We start from the raw sequence: 16795 nt of genomic DNA, 5'->3' as shown, positions 1-16795 counted from the left end.
GAGAACCGGGGCAATGCGCCTGACCGTGAACGGCAGGAATCATGATGTCGACGCCGCTCCCGACACCGCATTGCTTTACGTGCTGCGCAACGACCTCGAATTGAACGGACCGAAATACGGCTGCGGGCTCGGCGAGTGCGGCGCCTGCGCGGTGCTGATCGACGGCGTCGCTGCGCGTGCCTGCGTGATTCCGATCGAGGGCTGCGCCGGCCGCAACATCGTCACGCTCGAAGGTCTCGGCAGCCGCGAGCACCCCGATCCCGTGCAGGATGCCTTCATCCACGAACAAGCCGCGCAGTGCGGCTATTGCCTCAATGGCATGATCATCACCACCAAGGCCTTGCTGACGCGCAATCCCAATCCGTCTGAGCATGAGGTGCTGGAGGCGCTGCGCTACAACCTCTGCCGCTGCGGCGCGCATATCGAGATCATCCGCGCGGCGATGCGTGCGGCCGGCCACGCGCTCGAGGCGCGCGATTGATGGTGGACGCACGGGCTCCTGAGCAACGCCAGCGCGGCTCGCTGTCGGTCGTCCGCCCTGCGGTGCTGGGCGCCGAAGATGAGTTCGAGACCTTCATCACCATCACGGCCGACGGCACGGTCAATGCCTATAACGGCCATGTCGATCTCGGCACCGGCATCCGCACCGCGCTCGGTCAGATCGTTGCCGAAGAGCTCGACGTCTCCTTTGCCCGCGTCGTCGTGATCCTCGGCGACACCGCCGTGGTGCCGAACCAGGGCCCGACGATCGCAAGCGAAACCATCCAGATCACCGCCGTTCCCCTGCGCAAGGCCGCCGCGCAAGCGCGACACTTCTTGCTCGCACGCGCGGCCGAGCGGCTTGAGCTGCCGGCGAGTAGCCTCGCGATCGAGGACGGCCTGATCCGCGGCCACGACAACCGCAGCGTCAGCTATGGCGAGCTGATCGCGGACGAAACCATCCGGCTCGATCTTGCCGACGACGTTCCGGTCAAGGCCGTGAGCGCCTATTCCGTCGTCGGCAAGTCCGTGCCGCGCGTCGACGTGCCGGCGAAGGCCACCGGCGAGCTTGTCTACGTTCACGATGTGCGCGTGCCCGGCATGCTGCACGGCCGCGTGGTCCGCCCGCCTTACGCCGGCGTCGATGCCGGCCCGTTCGTCGGCACCAGCCTGATTGCGGTCGATGAAGCTTCGGTGCGCGATATTCCAGGCCTCGTCGCGGTGGTGCGGATCGGCGATTTCGTCGGCGTCGTTGCCGAGCGCGAGGAGAATGCGATCAAGGCCGCCGCGCAGCTCAAGGTGAGCTGGAAGTCGGGACCGGCGCTGACCGATCTTGCCGACGTGGAGAAGGCGCTGCGCGCCAATCCCTCGACGCCGCGCCAGCTGATCGACAAGGGCGACGTCGACGCCGCGCTCAAGGCCGCCGCCAAGCCGATGCAGCGGACTTATCTCTGGCCCTACCAGATGCACGGCTCGATCGGCCCGTCCTGCGCGGTCGCCGATTACAGCGAGGGCGCGGTCCGGGTCTGGTCCGGCACCCAGAACCCGCACATCCTGCGCGGCGACCTCGCGCTGCTGATCCAGCGACCGGAATCCGAGATCGACGTGATCCGGATGGAGGCAGCCGGCTGCTACGGCCGCAACTGCGCCGACGATGTCTCTGCCGATGCATTGCTGCTGTCGCGCGCGGTCGGCCGCCCGGTGCGCGTCCAGCTCACCCGCGAGCAGGAGCATGCCTGGGAGCCGAAGGGCACCGCGCAGCTGATGGACGTCAATGGCGGGCTCAACGCCGACGGCAGCGTCGCCGCTTACGATTTTGCCACGCGCTATCCCTCGAACGGCGCGCCGACATTGGCACTGCTGCTCACAGGGCGGATCGCGCCTGAAGCCGCGGTGTTCGAGATGGGCGACCGCACCGCGATCCCGCCCTACGACTACGAGAACATGCGCGTGATCGCCAACGACATGCCGCCGATCGTGCGCGCGTCATGGTTTCGCGGCGTCTCGGCGCTGCCGAACACCTTTGCGCATGAATCCTACATCGACGAGCTTGCGGCGGAGGCGAAGGTCGATCCGATCGAGTACCGGCTGCGCTATCTGAAGGACCAACGCGCGATCGATCTCGTCAATGCCGTTGCCGAGCGCGCCGGCTGGACGCCGCGCCCGGTGTGGAAAGAACCCGAGGCGGACGGCGATATCGTGCGCGGCCGCGGCTTTGCTTATGCGCTGTACGTGCACAGCAAGTTTCCCGGTTACGGCGCAGCATGGTCGGCGTGGATCGCCGATGTCGCCGTCAACAAGGCGACCGGCGATGTCAGCGTGACCCGCGTCGTCGCCGGCCAGGATTCCGGATTGATGATCAATCCGGAGGGCGTGCGGCACCAGATCGAAGGCAACGTGATCCAGTCGACCAGCCGCGCGCTGATGGAGGAAGTGTCCTTCGAGCGCGGCGCGGTGGCGGCGCGGGAATGGGGCGCCTACCCCATCATCAAGTTTCCTGAGCTGCCGAAGATCGATGTGTTGATGCTGCCGCGGCAGGATCAACCACCGCTCGGCGTCGGCGAGTCCGCCTCGGTGCCGAGTGCCGCCGCGATCGCCAACGCGATCTACGACGCGACCGGGGTCCGCTTCCGCGAATTGCCGTTCACGCCGGAGCGCATCCTGAAGGGATTGCGCAGCGAGCAACCGGTCGCACCCGCCCCGCTCCCGCCGCCTGCGCAGACGGCCGACCTCAACAGATGGCAGAATCCCTTTGCAAAGCGCGGCGGCGTGCTCGCCGGCATTGCCGCACTCTGCGCAGCGGCGATCGGCATCGGCGCGGCCGTGCTGCCCTGGCGCGCGATCGCGCCGATCGCCCGGCCCGACGCCTCGGTCTATTCCGCTGCGACGATCGCCCGTGGCAAGGAGCTTGCAGCGCTCGGCGCCTGCGCCGTCTGCCATACGTCGGAGCATGGCGTTCCGAACGCCGGCGGTCGGCCGCTGGAGACGCCGTTCGGCACCATCTTCACCACCAACATCACGCCCGACGTCGACACCGGCATCGGCGCCTGGTCCTATCCCGCCTTCGAGCGCGCGATGCGCGAGGGCATTCATCGCGACGGGCGCCATCTCTATCCGGCGTTTCCATACACGCACTTCGCCAGGACCAGTGACGCCGACCTGCAGGCGCTCTATGCCTATCTGATGGCGCAGGCGCCGGAGCGCGCCGAAACGCCGGCCAACGCGCTCGTCTTTCCGTTCAACCTGCGGCCGCTGCTCGCCGGATGGAATGCGCTGTTCCATCAGGCGCAGGCGTTCCAGCCCGATCCATCGAAGTCAGCGATATGGAATCGCGGCGCCTATCTGATCGAAGGGTTCGGCCATTGCAGCGCCTGCCACTCGCCGCGCAATGCGCTCGGCGCCGAACGGCAGCGCGCCTATCTCGCTGGCGGCTTCGCCGAGGGCTGGGAGGCGCCGGCGCTGACGTCGCTGTCGAAGGCGCCGATCCCCTGGAGCGAGGACGAGCTCTACGCCTATTTGCGCACCGGCGAGTCGCGCCTGCACGGCGTTGCCGCAGGGCCGATGGCGCCGGTCGTGCAGGAGCTCGCCGCGCTGCCCGACCAGGACATCCGCGCGATGGCGGTCTACCTCGCCGCGTTCAACGAGGGCACCAATCGGTCGGCGCACGATGCCATGGCCGCCAAGCTCGAAGCCGGCACCGTCGTCACCACCGCCGCCTCGGCGGGGGCGCGGATCTATCAAGGCGCCTGCGCGGTCTGCCATGAGGTCGGCGGCCCGCCGCTGTTCGGCAGCCGGCCGTCGCTGGCGCTGAACAGCAACCTGCACAGCGACGCGCCCGATAACCTGATCCAGGTGATCCTGCACGGCATCGCCAAGCCGGCCGTGACCGATCTGGGCTACATGCCGGCCTTCAAGGACAGCATGAGCGACGGCCAGGTCGCCGAGCTTGTCACCTTCCTGCGGCGGCAATTCGCCCCTGATAAGCCTGCCTGGGCCGATGTCGCCGCCACCGTCGGCCGTATACGGCAGACCATAGCGCGCTGACCTGCCATGTTCCGCCCGATACCCACTGGGCGGGCGGCGCCCGGCAGGCTAAGGTTCCCGCATGACCGTGACAGATATCGCGACCCGGACCTACAACCACGGCTGGCGGCTCGACCCGATCGTGCGCAGCCTGCTGGACACCGATTTCTACAAGCTGTTGATGCAGCAGATGATCCGGGAATGCTATCCGGACACGCGCACGACCTTTTCGGTGATCAACCGCTCGACCCATATCCGGCTCGCCGAGGTCATCGACGAGGCCGAGCTGCGCGCCCAGCTCGACCACGCCCGCACCATCCGCTTCACCAAGAAGGAGCTGATCTGGCTCGCCGGTAACACGTTCTACGGCAAGACCCAGATGTTCTCGCCCGATTTCATCAACTGGCTCTCGAACTTCCGGTTGCCCGAATACGAGCTGCACAAGGTCGACGGCCAGTACGAGCTGCATTTCCACGGGCCGTGGACCCACACCACGATGTGGGAGATCCCGGCGCTCGCGATCCTCAACGAGCTGCGCTCGCGCGCGGCGACCAAGACCTACGGCCGCTTCGCGCTCGACGTGCTCTACGCCCGCGCCAAGGCCAAGCTGTGGGCCAAGGTCGAGCGGCTGCGCAAGCTGGACGGCTTGCGGCTGTCCGATTTCGGCACACGCCGCCGCCATGGCTTCCTCTGGCAGCGCTGGTGCGTCGAGGCGGTGAAGGAAGGCCTCGGCCCCTCCTTCACCGGAACGTCGAACGTGCTGCTCGCGATGGACAACGACCTCGAGGCGATCGGCACCAACGCACATGAGCTGCCGATGGTCGCGGCCGCGCTCGCCAATGACGACGAGGCGCTGCGCTGGGCGCCCTATCGCATCCTCGACCAATGGCGCCACACCTATGGCGGCAACCTCTTGATCGCGTTGCCTGATGCCTTCGGGACAAAACCGTTCCTGCGCGACGCGCCCGATTGGGTCGCCGACTGGACCGGCTTTCGTCCCGACAGCGCGCCGCCGATCACGGCCGGCGAAGAGATCATCAAATGGTGGAAGCAGAAGGGCCGCGATCCCAAGGAGAAGCTGCTGGTGTTCTCCGACGCGATGGATGTCGGCTCGATCGAGGAGACGTTCCACCATTTCAAGGGACGCGTGCGCGTCAGCTTCGGCTGGGGCACCAACCTCACCAACGATTTCGTCGGCTGCGCACCCGATGGCACCGCCGAGCTCGACCCGATCTCGATCGTCTGCAAGGTGACGTCGGTCGACGGACGCCCGGCCGTCAAGCTCTCCGACAATCCGGAGAAGGCGACCGGCATCCCGTCCGAGGTCGAGCGCTATTTGCGTGTGTTCGGCAATGTCGGCCGTGTTCGCACCGCAGTTCACGTCTAACAAAGCGTTTTCAAGACGAAGTGGACACCGGTTCGCGTGAAGAAAACGCGTCAAATAAAAGACTCCTCGCCAACCCACCACTCCCATCGACTGACCTGACGAGCTTCGCATGCCCGCACCCAAGCCGCCTGCCTTCGAAACCCTGAGCCTGCACGCCGGCCAGCGCCCCGATCCCGCGACCGGCGCGCGCGCGGTTCCGATCTATCAGACCACGTCCTACGTGTTCCAGGATGCCGATCATGCCGCGGCGCTGTTCAATCTGGAGCGCGCCGGCCACATCTACACCCGCATCTCGAACCCGACGACCGCGGTACTGGAAGAGCGGATCGCCGCGCTCGAATGCGGCGTCGGCGCGATCTGCACCGCCAGCGGCATGGCCGCGATGCATCTTGCGATCGCGACCCTGCTCAATGCCGGCGACCACATCGTCGCCTCCGCCTCGCTCTATGGCGGCACCATCAATCTGCTGGCGCACACGCTGCCGCGGTTCGGCATCACGACGACGTTCGTGAAGCCGCGTGCGCTCGACGAATTCCGTGCCGCGATCAAGCCGAACACCCGCCTCGTGATCGGCGAGACCATCGGCAATCCCGGCCTCGAAGTACTCGATATCCCCGCGGTGGCTCAAATCGCGCATGACGCGAAGATTCCGCTGCTGATCGACAACACCTTCGCGACGCCCTATCTCAGCCAGCCGATCGAGCTCGGCGCCGACATCGCGATGAACTCGGCGACCAAGTGGATGGGCGGCCATGGCATCGCGATCGGCGGCGTGATCGTCGACGGCGGGCGGTTCGACTGGCGCGCCTCCGGCAAATTCCCGCAGCTCACCGAGCCCTATGCCGGCTATCACGGCATCGTCTTCGACGAGCAGTTCGGCAAGGCCGCCTTCATCATGCGCGCCCGCACCGAGGGCCTGCGCGATTTCGGCGCCTGCCTGTCGCCGACCAACGCCTTCCAGCTGCTGCAGGGCATCGAGACGCTCGGCGTCCGCATGGACCGCCATGTCAGCAACACCCATGCGGTGCTGGACGCCCTCACCGCGAACAAGGCGGTCGACTGGGTGCTACATCCCTCGCTGGAAACGCATCCGGATTACGCGCTGGCGAAGAAGCTGTTGCCGCGCGGCGCCGGCTCGATCGTCAGCTTCGGCATCAAGGGCGGCCGCGCCGCAGGTAAGAAGTTCATCGAGTCCTTGAAGCTGATCAGCCATCTCGCCAATGTCGGCGACGCCAAGACGCTGGTGATCCATCCCGCCAGCACCACGCACCAGCAGATGGATGCCGAGCAGCTCAAGGCCGCCGGCATCGGCGAGGAGCTGGTGCGGCTGTCGGTCGGCATCGAAACCGCGCAGGATATCATCGACGATCTCGGCCAGGCGCTGCGCGCCTCGCAAAGGACTTGAGCACCATGCAGCTTTCCGTGAACGGATCAGACACCTTCATCGCGACCGGCGGCAAGCCGTTCGATCCGTCGCTGCCGGCGGTGGTGATGATCCACGGCGCCGGCTTCGATTCCTCGACCTGGGCGCTGCACAGCCGCTGGTTCGCCCATCACGGTTTTTCCGTGCTGGCGCCGGACCTGCCCGGCCATGGCCGCTCCGCCGGCAAGCCGCTCCCGACCATCGCCGAGATGGCCGACTGGATCGCGGCGCTGATCTCGGCAGCCGGCGCGTCGAAAGCGCGGCTGATCGGCCATTCGATGGGATCGCTGATCGCGATCGAGACCTCGGCGCGGCATCCCGACAAGGTCTCCGGCCTCGCGCTGATCGGCACCGCCGCGACCATGACGGTCGGCCCCGATCTGTTGAAGGCCGCCGAGGCCAATGACGTCGCTGCGATCGACATGGTCTCGATCTGGGGCCTCGGCTTCAAGGCCGAGCTCGGCGGCAGTCTCGCGCCGGGCCTGTGGATGCACCAGGGCGCGCAGCGGGTGCTGCAGGAGGCGAAGCCCGGCGTGCTGTACAATGATCTCAACGCCTGCAACGCCTACCAGAACGCGCTCACGGCTGCTGCCGCGGTCAAGGTGCCCGCGACCTTCATCCTCGGCGAGCGCGACATGATGACCCCGGCCAAAGCCGGCAAGACACTCGCCGCCGCGACGCCGAATGCGCGCACCGTGGTGCTCGCGGGAGCCGGCCACATGATGATGGTCGAGACGCCCGACGAACTGCTGGCAGCGCTGCAGTAGCGGCGCGCAAGCTCCCCTTCCCTTCTCCCCTCATGTCCGCCGTAGCCTTGGCGAAGGCGGATGTGGGAGAAGGTGGCATAGGCGGCCAATGGCCGCCGTTTCTAAACAACGCTGACGCGCAGCGTCGGCTACGGCGGCGGATGAGGGGCTCTCTCCGCAGATGAGATCGGGGAGACAGAACCCTCACTCCGCTCCGATGCTCTTGCACTCGAACTGCCGTTTGCCGCTGAGGTTGGAGAACCTCCTTCGAAGGTGCGCGCCCCCAAAATATCGAAAACAACCCCATGCAAAGTAGCAGGGCGCCCGCCGGCGCGCGGAGAGGCAACTTGACATGTCGGGCAAATCAGCGATATCTTCTATTATTCCGAATTTTCGCCAAACGTCATCGCATGCGCATCCGCGCGTGCGGATGCTGTCGCCGCCTCGAACCCCAATGAACTCCCGAAGTCAGACTGGTAGGTCAAGGCTGCGCGCAGTCACGTGACCAGCAGGATCCAGGGAGTTCCGATTACAAGGAACACGGCAAGAAAGAAGAGCGTCACAAGCAGGCCAAGCCGATAGAGCTCCCGCTGTGTGAGATAGCCGCTGCTTACGAAGATGACGTTCTGGCTGCCACCCTGGGGCGTAATGACTGAGAAGTAACTGCTTGCAAACAGCAGAGCAAACGCCATCAACGGTGCGGGCACGCCTCCTCGGATGCCGACGTCAACAAAGACGCCGAGCAAAGCCAGCACCTGTGAAGTCTGACTGACAAACATGTAGTGAATTAACACATACAGTGCGACCAGTATGACGTAGGTCATCTGCCACGAAAGGCCGACGATGTAGGACGCCAGCCGCTGGCCGACGTAACCCATAAACCCGAGTTCGTTGAGCTGCCCGCTCAAGGCAAACAGCACGGCAAGCCACAGAAACGTTTCGAGGGCCTCTCCGTGTTCTGCAATGTCTTTCAATCCTATGACATTTGACATGAGCAACATTCCGAGGCCAGCGAAAGCGACGCTGGTCGAATTCAGCTGCAACGAATCGCCAAATACCCAACCCAGGATCATGAATGCGAAGATTCCGGCCGTGATCCATTCATCGCGCTTGAGCGGACCAAGCTCCGCAAGCTCCTTCCGGGCAGCAACGGGTGCGTCGGGTGTTTGGCCAATCCCTGGCGGGAAAATGCGCGCCACAAGCCAGGGAAGCAGCAAGAGCGCAATCAGCGCAGGCACTGCGGCCACGACCAGCCACTTGCCGAAGCCGATTTCTACCCCGAACCCCTTGGCTATCTGGACCCCGAGCGGGTTGGCCGAGGTGGCGGTCATCCAAAGTGCAGACGAAACCGACAAGCTCGCCATCCCGCAGAACATGAGATAACCGCCCAGTTTACGCCCCTCGGGCTCCTCCGGTCGCGAACCGGACCCGCTGGCGACCGACAGCACTATCGGGAACAGAACCCCACCTCGCGCCGTGTTACTGGGAAAACCCGGAGCAATGATGGCGTCCGTTATGACGATACTGTAGGCAAGCCCGAGAGACGATTTGCCGAACAGACCGACCATGAACAGGCTGATCCGCCGCCCCAAGCCCGACTTCACCACGGCGAGCGCGACCAGGAAGGCAATCACGACCAGCAGCACGCTGGCGTTGGCAAAGCCCGCAAAGGCCTTCGCCGGCGAAATAGTGCCGGTCAGGACCACCGCCGCGACAGCGAGCAGCGCGGATGGGAGCAACGGAAAAGAGCCGATCAGGACCGATGCGATCGCCGATGCAAACACGGCGAACAGGTGCCAGGCGGGCGGGGTCAATCCAGCCGGAACGGGTGTCAGCCAGATGCCGACCGCCAGCATGAACGGCAACGCCGGCTTCAGGAATGTGAGGGGGCGTTTCATGGCTTGGACGTTCCTGCGCCGGGCTCACTTGGTGTTGACAGAAATCGGACCTTGCCGCTGAGCCCCATCGACTGGCCCTGAACGACACCGTCTTCGTTTTCCAGAAGAAAGCGCCAGGAGAATTCGTAGGTGCCCGTCGCACCCTTGTACCGACCGCTGCCGCCCACAAATGTCCCGACGATGCGATTGCCTGCCGGGGTGGTTTCGCCGCGAAGCTCGCTATAGACGTGATTGTCTGTGTCATCCGTCCAGACAGCCCGTCCTGTCAGGCCGGTAGCGCTGTCGTTGAGTAGGATGGCCTCAGCGCGGAAGCCCAGCGCAGGACGTGAGGACCCGTAGAGCATGAGTGATCCGCTGTAATCGGCAACCGAAGCTCGTCGATCGCCACCGAGTCCAATGTCGCGGCGGCTGCCAGCCGCGGTCCACGTTCCGCTGAACTCGTGCCACTCGGAATCTTCGGAGGCAGCTTGCACCGGCGACACAGCGCCAGCTCCCGCAAGTATTAGCGCGACGAAAAGAAGAGATGATCTTTGCCAGCCATCGCGCCGGAGCCACGGTGCAGCGCGGAAGCTGCGGCCGCTCATCATCAGACAACCGCACCAGAGCGCAGCGAAAAGAAACATATTTCGCCTCCGCGTATACTTAGGGCCGGATACCTGCACGGAATTGAAATCCCGCCTTGACATGGATCAATCGATGTCAGGCGCAGAGTGCGCAGCACCTAAACGGAGCCGAGAAGGCCAACGGGAGATGATTTCATGTCAGACGCCTCAGCGCCTCGACGCGTACTGGATCCGATGGAACGAATCTCGGAGACCTTATTCGGTCTGATTATGGCACTTACCTTCATCTGCTCCCTGAGTATCGCATCGGGTGCTGGCATCAACATTCGTACGATGCTGCTGGGAGCGCTAGGCTGCAATCTGGCCTGGGGTATTGTTGACGGCGGTCTTTATCTTCTGGCTCGTATCAATGACCGGGGTAACAAGGCTCTCACGCTTCGCGCAATCAGGCAGGCGCCCGATCCCGAAACAGCGCAGCGCATCATCTCAGATGCATTGCCGCCTCAATTGGCGGCAATCCTACCTCTGGACCGACTGGAAGTCCTTCGGAAAACTTTGCAGCAATTGCCTGAACCGTTCCTTGGTCCAAGGCTGACGAAGCGCGACTGGACGGGAGCGCTGGGTCTTTGCTTGTTGAGTTTCTTTTCGATCTTCCCGCTGACAATTCCGTTCGTGCTGCTGCGCGACCCCAGATTAGCCTTGCATGTGACCTACGTTGTCGCCATCGTGATGCTGTTCTGCTGCGGTTACGCATTTGGAGTCCGTAGCGGGTTGCGGCCCTGGATGGCAGGGCTGTCGATGGTGGCTATGGGGAGTGCACTGGTTGGCGTCGCGGTAGCTCTTGGAGGATAAGCGACAGTGCGGCAGCGAAAAGACGCAACACGTGGTCGCTCGATCACAGGGGTGGTCGCGCTATGGCTTTTGCTTTCGACCAGCGATCTCGCTTTTGCCCAAGCCCCCAACCCAGCCGGAGCAATCGGCCTTGGTAATCGCGGATGGTCGGCGGCCGACACCAACCACACGACGTCTGCGAACGAACTGGAATTCAGCGCCCGCGCGGGACTTGCGTCCGACTACATCTATCGCGGCGTGACATTGTCCAATCACGGACCTGCAGTCGGCGCCGCCCTGGAAGCAAGATGGGGCCAGCTATATGCCGGCACAACGGTCGCCACCGTCAACCTGCCGACACAACCAGCCGCCGAGTTCACCTACACCGCTGGTATCCGTCCGACATTCGCAACCATCGATTTCGATTTTGGCGTGACCTATTTCACCTATCCCGGAGAAAGACTTCCCGGCGAAACCAACGGAATCAATTATTGGGAGACGGTCATCCGCGGTGACCGGAAAATCAGCGAACAAGTCCGCCTTGCCGCAGGCTACGCCTATTCGCCGAACGTCTCGAACACCGGGGCCTGGAGCCAATATGTGGCAGGTGGCGTCGCCTATGATGTGCCGAGCCAATTGCTGCCGCACGACGTCGCCATATCCTTCACAACCGCTGCCGGTTATTCCTGGTTCGGCAATCAAAGCCAGCAACTCGGCGGATTCCCTTTACCTTCCTATCTCAATTGGCAGGCGGGCGTGACCTTCACCCACAAGGCTTTCAACTTCGACCTGCGCTACTACGACACCAATCTGACGAAGGAAAACTGCTTTGTCTTTACCGGCGATCCAAACGCGCAGCCAGGCGGTCGTGTAAACCTCTCCACCAACCCGGATGGCCTGACCTCGAACTGGTGCGGCGCGACGTTTGTCGCCAAGGTCTGGTTTGCATTGAACTAGTCAGGAACTTTGGGGCTTAGGGTTGTTGCCGGGCCGCCCGGCCCGCATGCCGAGTTGCGAATGAAGTCTCTATCCGCGGAGACGGCCCCCTCACCCGCTTCACTGCTTCGCGGGCTTCCTTTCGATCGGGTGGATGTCGATCGCGCGCAGGCGGCCGAGGCGGAGTACGTCCATCGACAGGCTCCGGTCGATCCGGCTGTGGTCGAGCGCGCGGATCAGGTCGTCGACGCCGTTGATCTCTACGCCGTCGAGCCTGATCACGACGTCGCCGGGCAGCAGCGCCGCGCGCGCGGCCGGGCTGTCCGGCTCGATCTGCATCAGGAGCGCACCCATCTTGTTCTCGACCCCGGCCAGCACGGCATGGCGCCGCGGCACCGGCGCAGTCTGGCCGGCGACGCCGATATAGGCGCGGCGGACATAGCCGTGGCGGATGATCTCGGACAGCACGAACTGCGCGGTGTTAGAGGCGACCGCAAAGCAGATGCCCTGCGCGCCGTTGATGATCGCGGTGTTGATGCCGATCACCTCCCCCTTCGACGACACCAGCGGCCCGCCGGAATTGCCGGGGTTGAGCGCGGCGTCAGTCTGGATCACGTCCTCGATGGTGCGCCCGCTCACCGAGCGGATCGAACGTCCGAGCGCCGACACCACGCCGGCGGTGACGGTCGATTCGAAGCCGAGCGGATTGCCGATCGCGACCACGAGCTGGCCGCGCCGCAGCGTCTTGGAGTTGCCGAGCGACGCGTAAGGCAGATCGCGCGCGCCATCGGCCCGCAGCAGCGCGAGATCGGTGTCGGGATCAACGCCGAGCACATGGGCGTCGGTGACGAAGCCCTCGGTGTCGCGCAGGCGGATCTCCTTCGACGATCCGACCACATGGCTGTTGGTCAGCACGAAGCCATCGGGCGAGATCACGATGCCCGAGCCGAGCCCGCCGCGCTCGCGCGCATTGCGCACTTTCGGCCCGGTTTCGACCCGGACCACGGCGGGCCCGACGCGGTCGGTGACGTCGATCACGGCATTCGAATAGGCATCTAGCAACGCCCGGTCGTTATCCTGGGCAGCATCGGCCGTTCGCGGTGACGGCGTGTCACCGGCGGTATCTGAGGTAAAATCCAGCATGGCGAGAGTCCTTTGGTCTCCTCAGATGGTGACCGGCTCCCCGCGCCGCAAGTGGTTACGCCCTGCACCTGCCCGGATGGCTAGGGCTGCGTCTCTGACGCGCGATTGACTCAGTGTCATTCCGGGGCTCGCGAAGCGAGAACCCGGAATCTCGATGCACGACCGCTGGATTCCCCGATGCGCGATTGCGCATCTGAGGTTCGCGACTTCGTCGCGCCCCGGAATGACGGAATGGACTGTCAAGTCACGGACACAACGCTAGGTCGCCCGCCGCAGCGTGCCGCCGCGCGCTTTGACCGGATCGAGCAGCGACCAGTCGCCGTCCGGCAGCACATGGCCCTTCGGGAACGGCGCACGCAGCTCGAGGCCGAGCGAGCGCAACACGCGGTCGTCGCGGTAGTAGCATTGCAGCACCACGCGAACGAGCGTCGCCGCGGCGGCGCCGCCAAGCTTGCGAAACTCCTGCGCCACCGCGTCGCGCTCGGCATCGTCGAGCTCGGCAAGCGGCTTGCGGGCGAGTTGCGCCAGATGATCCAGCGCCTGCGCAACCAGCGCGGTATCGCGGCCGAGCGTGGCGAGCATGTCGGCCTGGATCGTGGCATCGTCCGCCCCCGGCACCTTGTACTCGTCACTTTCGGGGACGATCATGGCGGCGACGGTGCGCAGATCGGCGCGCTGGGCTGCGGTCAGTTGTTTTGCATCGGACATGTCGGTTCTCTGGCAGCCTCAGTCGAACAGATTGGCGAGACGCTGCTTCATCTGGTCGGCGATGTAGAGCGCAAGGGCCTGGATGGTGGAGGTCGGGTTCACGCCGCCCGAGGTGACGAAGATGCTGCCGTCGACGATGAACAGGTTCTTCACGTCGTGCGAGCGGCCCCATTCGTTGACCACGGAGCGCGTCGGATCGGTGCCCATCCGCGCGGTGCCGAGCAGATGCCAGCCGCCCCACGGGATCGGATCATTGATGCAGATGTCGGTGGCGCCGGCGGCCTCGAGGATCTCCCGGCCGCGCGCCAGCCCGTGATCCATCATCTTCCGGCTGTTCGCGCTGATCGTGTAGTCGATCTTCGGCGCGGGAATGCCGTGGCTGTCCTTCAGCACGGGATCGAGCGTGACGCGGTTGTGCTCCTCCGGCAGATCCTCGCAGATCGCCGATACCGCGAGACGATGGCCGTTGAGCTTGCGGAACACGCGGTGATGATCCTTGCCCCAGGGCAGGATGCCCTTCTGCTCGCTCGCGACCGCCTCGAACACCGGCCCGGCGCCGCGGCCGAACTGGATGCCGTAGCCGCGGACGAAGCCGCGCGACAGATCGGTGTCGTAGAACTCCTTGCTCCACAGGCAGGTCGGCGGCGCGCGGTTGCTGTCGGTCGGCTCCTTCACGAAGCCGTAGATCTGCGCATAGGGATGGAACATCAGGTTCTTGCCGACCAGGCCCGACGAGTTGGCGAGGCCATTGGGGAATTTGCCTGACGCCGAATTCAGCAGCAGCCGCGGCGTGCCGACGCCGTTGCAGGCAATGATGACGACCTCGGCCGGTTGAAACTGCTCGACGCCGTCCTTGTCGTAATAGACGACCCCGGAGGCCATGCCGTGCTCGTTGGTCAGGATCTCGCGCACCCGGCAGTGGGTCTTGAGCTCGACCCCGGCGCGGACCGCGTGCGGCCAGTAGGTGATGTCGGTCGAGGCCTTGGCGCCCTGCGCGCAGGCCGGCGTGCAGTGGCCGAGATTGATGCAGCGCGCCCTGCCCTCGTAATCCATCGTCGCCACTGTCGTGTCCGACGGCCACCAGTGCCAGCCAAGCTTGTTCATGGCCTTGCCGATTAAGGGGCCTGACAGCCCGAGCGGCTGCTGCCGCATCGGCGGATGGCTCAGCGGCGACAGCGGATCGCCCGACAGGCCCGACGTGCCCATCATGCGATCGTTCTCCTCGAAGAACGGCGTGAGCGCGTCATAATCGATCGGCCAGTCGTCGGCGACACCATCGAGCGTCTTCACCTTGAAATCGGACGGATGCAGCCGCGGCCAGTGCGCGGTGTACATCACGGTCGAGCCGCCGACGCCGTTGAAGTTGACGACCTTGATCGGCGAATTGTCGTCGTTAATAGGATAGTCCTCGGGCCGCTTGCGGACGTTCGGGCTGGACGACCACTCGCCGTAGAATTTCGCCTCCCAGTCGCGCCCTGTGCTCGGATATTCGGCCGGATTCATCCAGCCGCCCTGATCGAGGCAGAGGATGTGCATCCTGGTATCGGCGAGGCTCCAGGCCACCGCAGCGCCGGAGGCGCCAGCGCCGATGATCAGGACGTCAACGGGATCGTTCTTCATTCTTGTTCCTTGATCTTTATGACCCCGTCATTCCGGGATGGTCCGAAGGACCAGACCCGGAATCTCGAGATTCCGGGTTCGATGCTCTGCATCGCCCCGGAATGACAACCCCACAACTTCAATCGACGATTCTCACCGGCAAGCTTCGTATACCGCGGATGAAATTGGAATAGAGCCTTTGCGGCGGGCCCATCAGCTCAAAACGCAGATCGCGCGCCAGGACCTCCTCCCAGAGGATGCGCAATTGCTGCTCGGCGAGGCGATCGCCGACGCAGCGGTGGACGCCGGCGCCGAAGGCGAGGTGCTGGCGTGGCTTGGCGCGGTCGATGATGAATTCGTCGGCCCGCTCGATCTTGTCTTCGTCGCGGTTGCCGGAGATGTACCACATCACCACCTTGTCGCCTTTCCGGATCCTCCGGCCGGCGAGCTCGACATCGTAGCGCGCGGTGCGGCGCATGTGCAGCACCGGCGTGTGGTAGCGGATGGTCTCGGACACCAGATTCGGAATCAGCTCGCGCCTGGCGCGGACCAGCTCGAACTGCTCCGGATTCTCGCACAGCGCCATCAGCCCGGCCGACATCGAGTTGCGCGTGGTATCGTTGCCGCCGACGATCAACAGCCCGATCGTGCCGATGAACTCGTGCGGCGCCAGATTCCGCGTCGCGTCCGAATGCGCCAGCATCGAGATCAGATCGAAGGTCGGCGGCGCATCGACCCGCGCGTCCCACAGCTTGCGGAAATATTCTCCCATCTTGACCAGCTCGGCGGTGCGTTCGACCTCCGAATGCACCACCGCGTCGGGGGATTCGACGTTGGCTATCGCAACATCCGACCACCAGGTCAGCTTGGCGCGATCTTCAAAGGGGAAATCGAACAGCGTCGCCAGCATCATGTTGGTGAGCTCGACCGAGACCCGCTCGGCCCAGTCGAAGGTCTCGTTGCGCGGCAGCGCATCGAGCACGGCTGCGGTGCGCTTGCGGATCAGGGCGTCGAAATTGGCAAGGTTCGACGGCGCCACGATCGGCGCCACCGTGCGGCGCTGCGCGGTGTGGCCGGGCGGATCCATGCGGATGAAGCTCGGCCGCTCCTGCCCTTTGGGCTGGTCCGCGACCTGGATACCGCCAAGCTCGGACGCGGAGGAATAGTTCTGGTGATCCAGCTCGACCGCGAAGATGTCGTCGTAGCGCGTCACCGACCAGTACGGGCCGTAGGCCGACGCCTCGCAATAATGCACGGGGTCGTCGCGGCGGAGCTGCGCGAACAGCGGCCGCCAGGTGTCGTCCTGATAAAGCCCGGGATTGCTGACGTCTGTCGACGTCGGCCTGCGCAGCGCCTCTCCCATCGCTTCACTCCCGCTGGTTCCGTCGCCGCTTGGCGGGCGATCGTTGTGTCGCAACGACGATAGAGGGAATCCCGCGGCGGAGTAAAGATGCGGGGCGCACAGTTCGCGACACGGAATGTCGCGGGCGCGGCGAACCCGGCAAATCGCGATAGCAGCCCTCGTTTTCCAAGATTTGTCGGCAGCCGTGAGTCCGGCT

Annotated in this window: 13 protein-coding genes; 7 read left to right on the top strand and 6 right to left on the bottom strand. The window is 64.7% G+C overall.

Annotation, left to right across the window (positions count from 1 at the left end):
- Positions 1-13: 13 nt before the first annotated feature.
- The 5 genes from ACVMDN_RS08420 to ACVMDN_RS08400 all read left to right on the top strand — a co-directional run bounded on the left by ACVMDN_RS08420 (position 14) and on the right by ACVMDN_RS08400 (position 7579).
- A complete protein-coding gene (locus ACVMDN_RS08420; protein WP_076827089.1) occupies positions 14-481 on the top strand; it encodes a (2Fe-2S)-binding protein in 468 nt (155 codons plus the stop codon).
- Positions 481-4023 carry a molybdopterin cofactor-binding domain-containing protein gene (locus ACVMDN_RS08415; protein ID WP_456835347.1) on the top strand — a complete coding sequence of 1181 codons (3543 nt, stop codon included), beginning with the start codon at positions 481-483 and terminating at the stop codon, positions 4021-4023. The genes ACVMDN_RS08420 and ACVMDN_RS08415 overlap by 1 nt, the downstream gene beginning before the upstream one ends.
- A 61-nt stretch (positions 4024-4084) precedes the next feature.
- Positions 4085-5389, top strand: a complete 1305-nt coding sequence (pncB, locus tag ACVMDN_RS08410; RefSeq protein WP_028343682.1) for a nicotinate phosphoribosyltransferase — start codon at positions 4085-4087, stop codon at positions 5387-5389.
- 109 nt (positions 5390-5498) lie between these two features.
- The gene (locus ACVMDN_RS08405; RefSeq protein ID WP_456835348.1) at positions 5499-6794 is read left to right on the top strand and encodes an O-acetylhomoserine aminocarboxypropyltransferase; all 1296 of its coding nucleotides are present in this window, start codon (positions 5499-5501) and stop codon (positions 6792-6794) included.
- 5 nt (positions 6795-6799) lie between these two features.
- On the top strand, positions 6800-7579 hold the full coding sequence (locus ACVMDN_RS08400; protein ID WP_456835349.1) for an alpha/beta fold hydrolase: 780 nt from the start codon (positions 6800-6802) through the stop codon (positions 7577-7579).
- A 476-nt stretch (positions 7580-8055) separates the two neighbouring features.
- Here the strand turns inward: ACVMDN_RS08400 and ACVMDN_RS08395 are convergent, their stop codons facing one another.
- Together ACVMDN_RS08395 and ACVMDN_RS08390 are read right to left on the bottom strand one after the other, a co-directional pair.
- Positions 8056-9456, bottom strand: coding sequence for a DASS family sodium-coupled anion symporter (locus ACVMDN_RS08395; protein ID WP_456835350.1), 1401 nt, complete (start codon positions 9454-9456; stop codon positions 8056-8058).
- On the bottom strand, positions 9453-10079 hold the full coding sequence (locus ACVMDN_RS08390) for a hypothetical protein (RefSeq protein ID WP_168859090.1): 627 nt from the start codon (positions 10077-10079) through the stop codon (positions 9453-9455). Before ACVMDN_RS08390 ends, ACVMDN_RS08395 begins: the two co-directional genes overlap by 4 nt.
- Positions 10080-10214: 135 nt before the next feature.
- Here ACVMDN_RS08390 and ACVMDN_RS08385 point away from each other — a divergent pair, with 135 nt between their 5' ends.
- Together ACVMDN_RS08385 and ACVMDN_RS08380 are read left to right on the top strand one after the other, a co-directional pair.
- Entirely contained in the window at positions 10215-10871 is a 657-nt protein-coding gene (locus ACVMDN_RS08385; RefSeq protein ID WP_141341359.1) for a VIT1/CCC1 transporter family protein, read from the top strand.
- Between the two features lie 6 nt (positions 10872-10877).
- Complete coding sequence (locus tag ACVMDN_RS08380; protein WP_456835351.1) at positions 10878-11807, top strand: TorF family putative porin; 930 nt, start codon at positions 10878-10880, stop codon at positions 11805-11807.
- Between the two features lie 99 nt (positions 11808-11906).
- On the opposite strand, the gene ACVMDN_RS08375 is transcribed toward ACVMDN_RS08380, so the two are convergent.
- The 4 genes from ACVMDN_RS08375 to ACVMDN_RS08360 form a co-directional block, all read right to left on the bottom strand.
- On the bottom strand, positions 11907-12929 hold the full coding sequence (locus ACVMDN_RS08375) for a S1C family serine protease (RefSeq protein ID WP_456835352.1): 1023 nt from the start codon (positions 12927-12929) through the stop codon (positions 11907-11909).
- A 258-nt stretch (positions 12930-13187) separates the two neighbouring features.
- On the bottom strand, positions 13188-13637 hold the full coding sequence (locus tag ACVMDN_RS08370; RefSeq protein WP_456835353.1) for a hypothetical protein: 450 nt from the start codon (positions 13635-13637) through the stop codon (positions 13188-13190).
- A gap of 18 nt (positions 13638-13655) precedes the next feature.
- Complete coding sequence (locus ACVMDN_RS08365) at positions 13656-15257, bottom strand: GMC family oxidoreductase (RefSeq protein ID WP_456835354.1); 1602 nt, start codon at positions 15255-15257, stop codon at positions 13656-13658.
- A gap of 118 nt (positions 15258-15375) precedes the next feature.
- Entirely contained in the window at positions 15376-16599 is a 1224-nt protein-coding gene (locus ACVMDN_RS08360) for a cytochrome P450 (protein ID WP_456835355.1), read from the bottom strand.
- Between the last annotated feature and the right edge of the window lie 196 nt (positions 16600-16795).

The organism is Bradyrhizobium sp. USDA 4510 (genome assembly GCF_054059095.1).
The sequence above is the reverse complement of the archived record's forward strand: the minus strand, read 5'-3'. Positions and strand labels throughout refer to the sequence as shown.

Excerpts from the sequence above, each read along its gene's own strand:
- ACVMDN_RS08370 (WP_456835353.1), bottom strand. The coding sequence starts at position 13,637 with ATGTCCGATGCAAAACAACTGACCGCAGCCCAGCGCGCCGATCTGCGC.
- ACVMDN_RS08420 (WP_076827089.1), top strand. The coding sequence starts at position 14 with ATGCGCCTGACCGTGAACGGCAGGAATCATGATGTCGACGCCGCTCCC.
- ACVMDN_RS08375 (WP_456835352.1), bottom strand. The coding sequence starts at position 12,929 with ATGCTGGATTTTACCTCAGATACCGCCGGTGACACGCCGTCACCGCGA.
- ACVMDN_RS08365 (WP_456835354.1), bottom strand. The coding sequence starts at position 15,257 with ATGAAGAACGATCCCGTTGACGTCCTGATCATCGGCGCTGGCGCCTCC.
- ACVMDN_RS08395 (WP_456835350.1), bottom strand. The coding sequence starts at position 9,456 with ATGAAACGCCCCCTCACATTCCTGAAGCCGGCGTTGCCGTTCATGCTG.
- ACVMDN_RS08385 (WP_141341359.1), top strand. The coding sequence starts at position 10,215 with ATGTCAGACGCCTCAGCGCCTCGACGCGTACTGGATCCGATGGAACGA.
- pncB (WP_028343682.1), top strand. The coding sequence starts at position 4,085 with ATGACCGTGACAGATATCGCGACCCGGACCTACAACCACGGCTGGCGG.
- ACVMDN_RS08405 (WP_456835348.1), top strand. The coding sequence starts at position 5,499 with ATGCCCGCACCCAAGCCGCCTGCCTTCGAAACCCTGAGCCTGCACGCC.
- ACVMDN_RS08390 (WP_168859090.1), bottom strand. The coding sequence starts at position 10,079 with ATGTTTCTTTTCGCTGCGCTCTGGTGCGGTTGTCTGATGATGAGCGGC.
- ACVMDN_RS08360 (WP_456835355.1), bottom strand. The coding sequence starts at position 16,599 with ATGGGAGAGGCGCTGCGCAGGCCGACGTCGACAGACGTCAGCAATCCC.
- ACVMDN_RS08400 (WP_456835349.1), top strand. The coding sequence starts at position 6,800 with ATGCAGCTTTCCGTGAACGGATCAGACACCTTCATCGCGACCGGCGGC.
- ACVMDN_RS08415 (WP_456835347.1), top strand. The coding sequence starts at position 481 with ATGGTGGACGCACGGGCTCCTGAGCAACGCCAGCGCGGCTCGCTGTCG.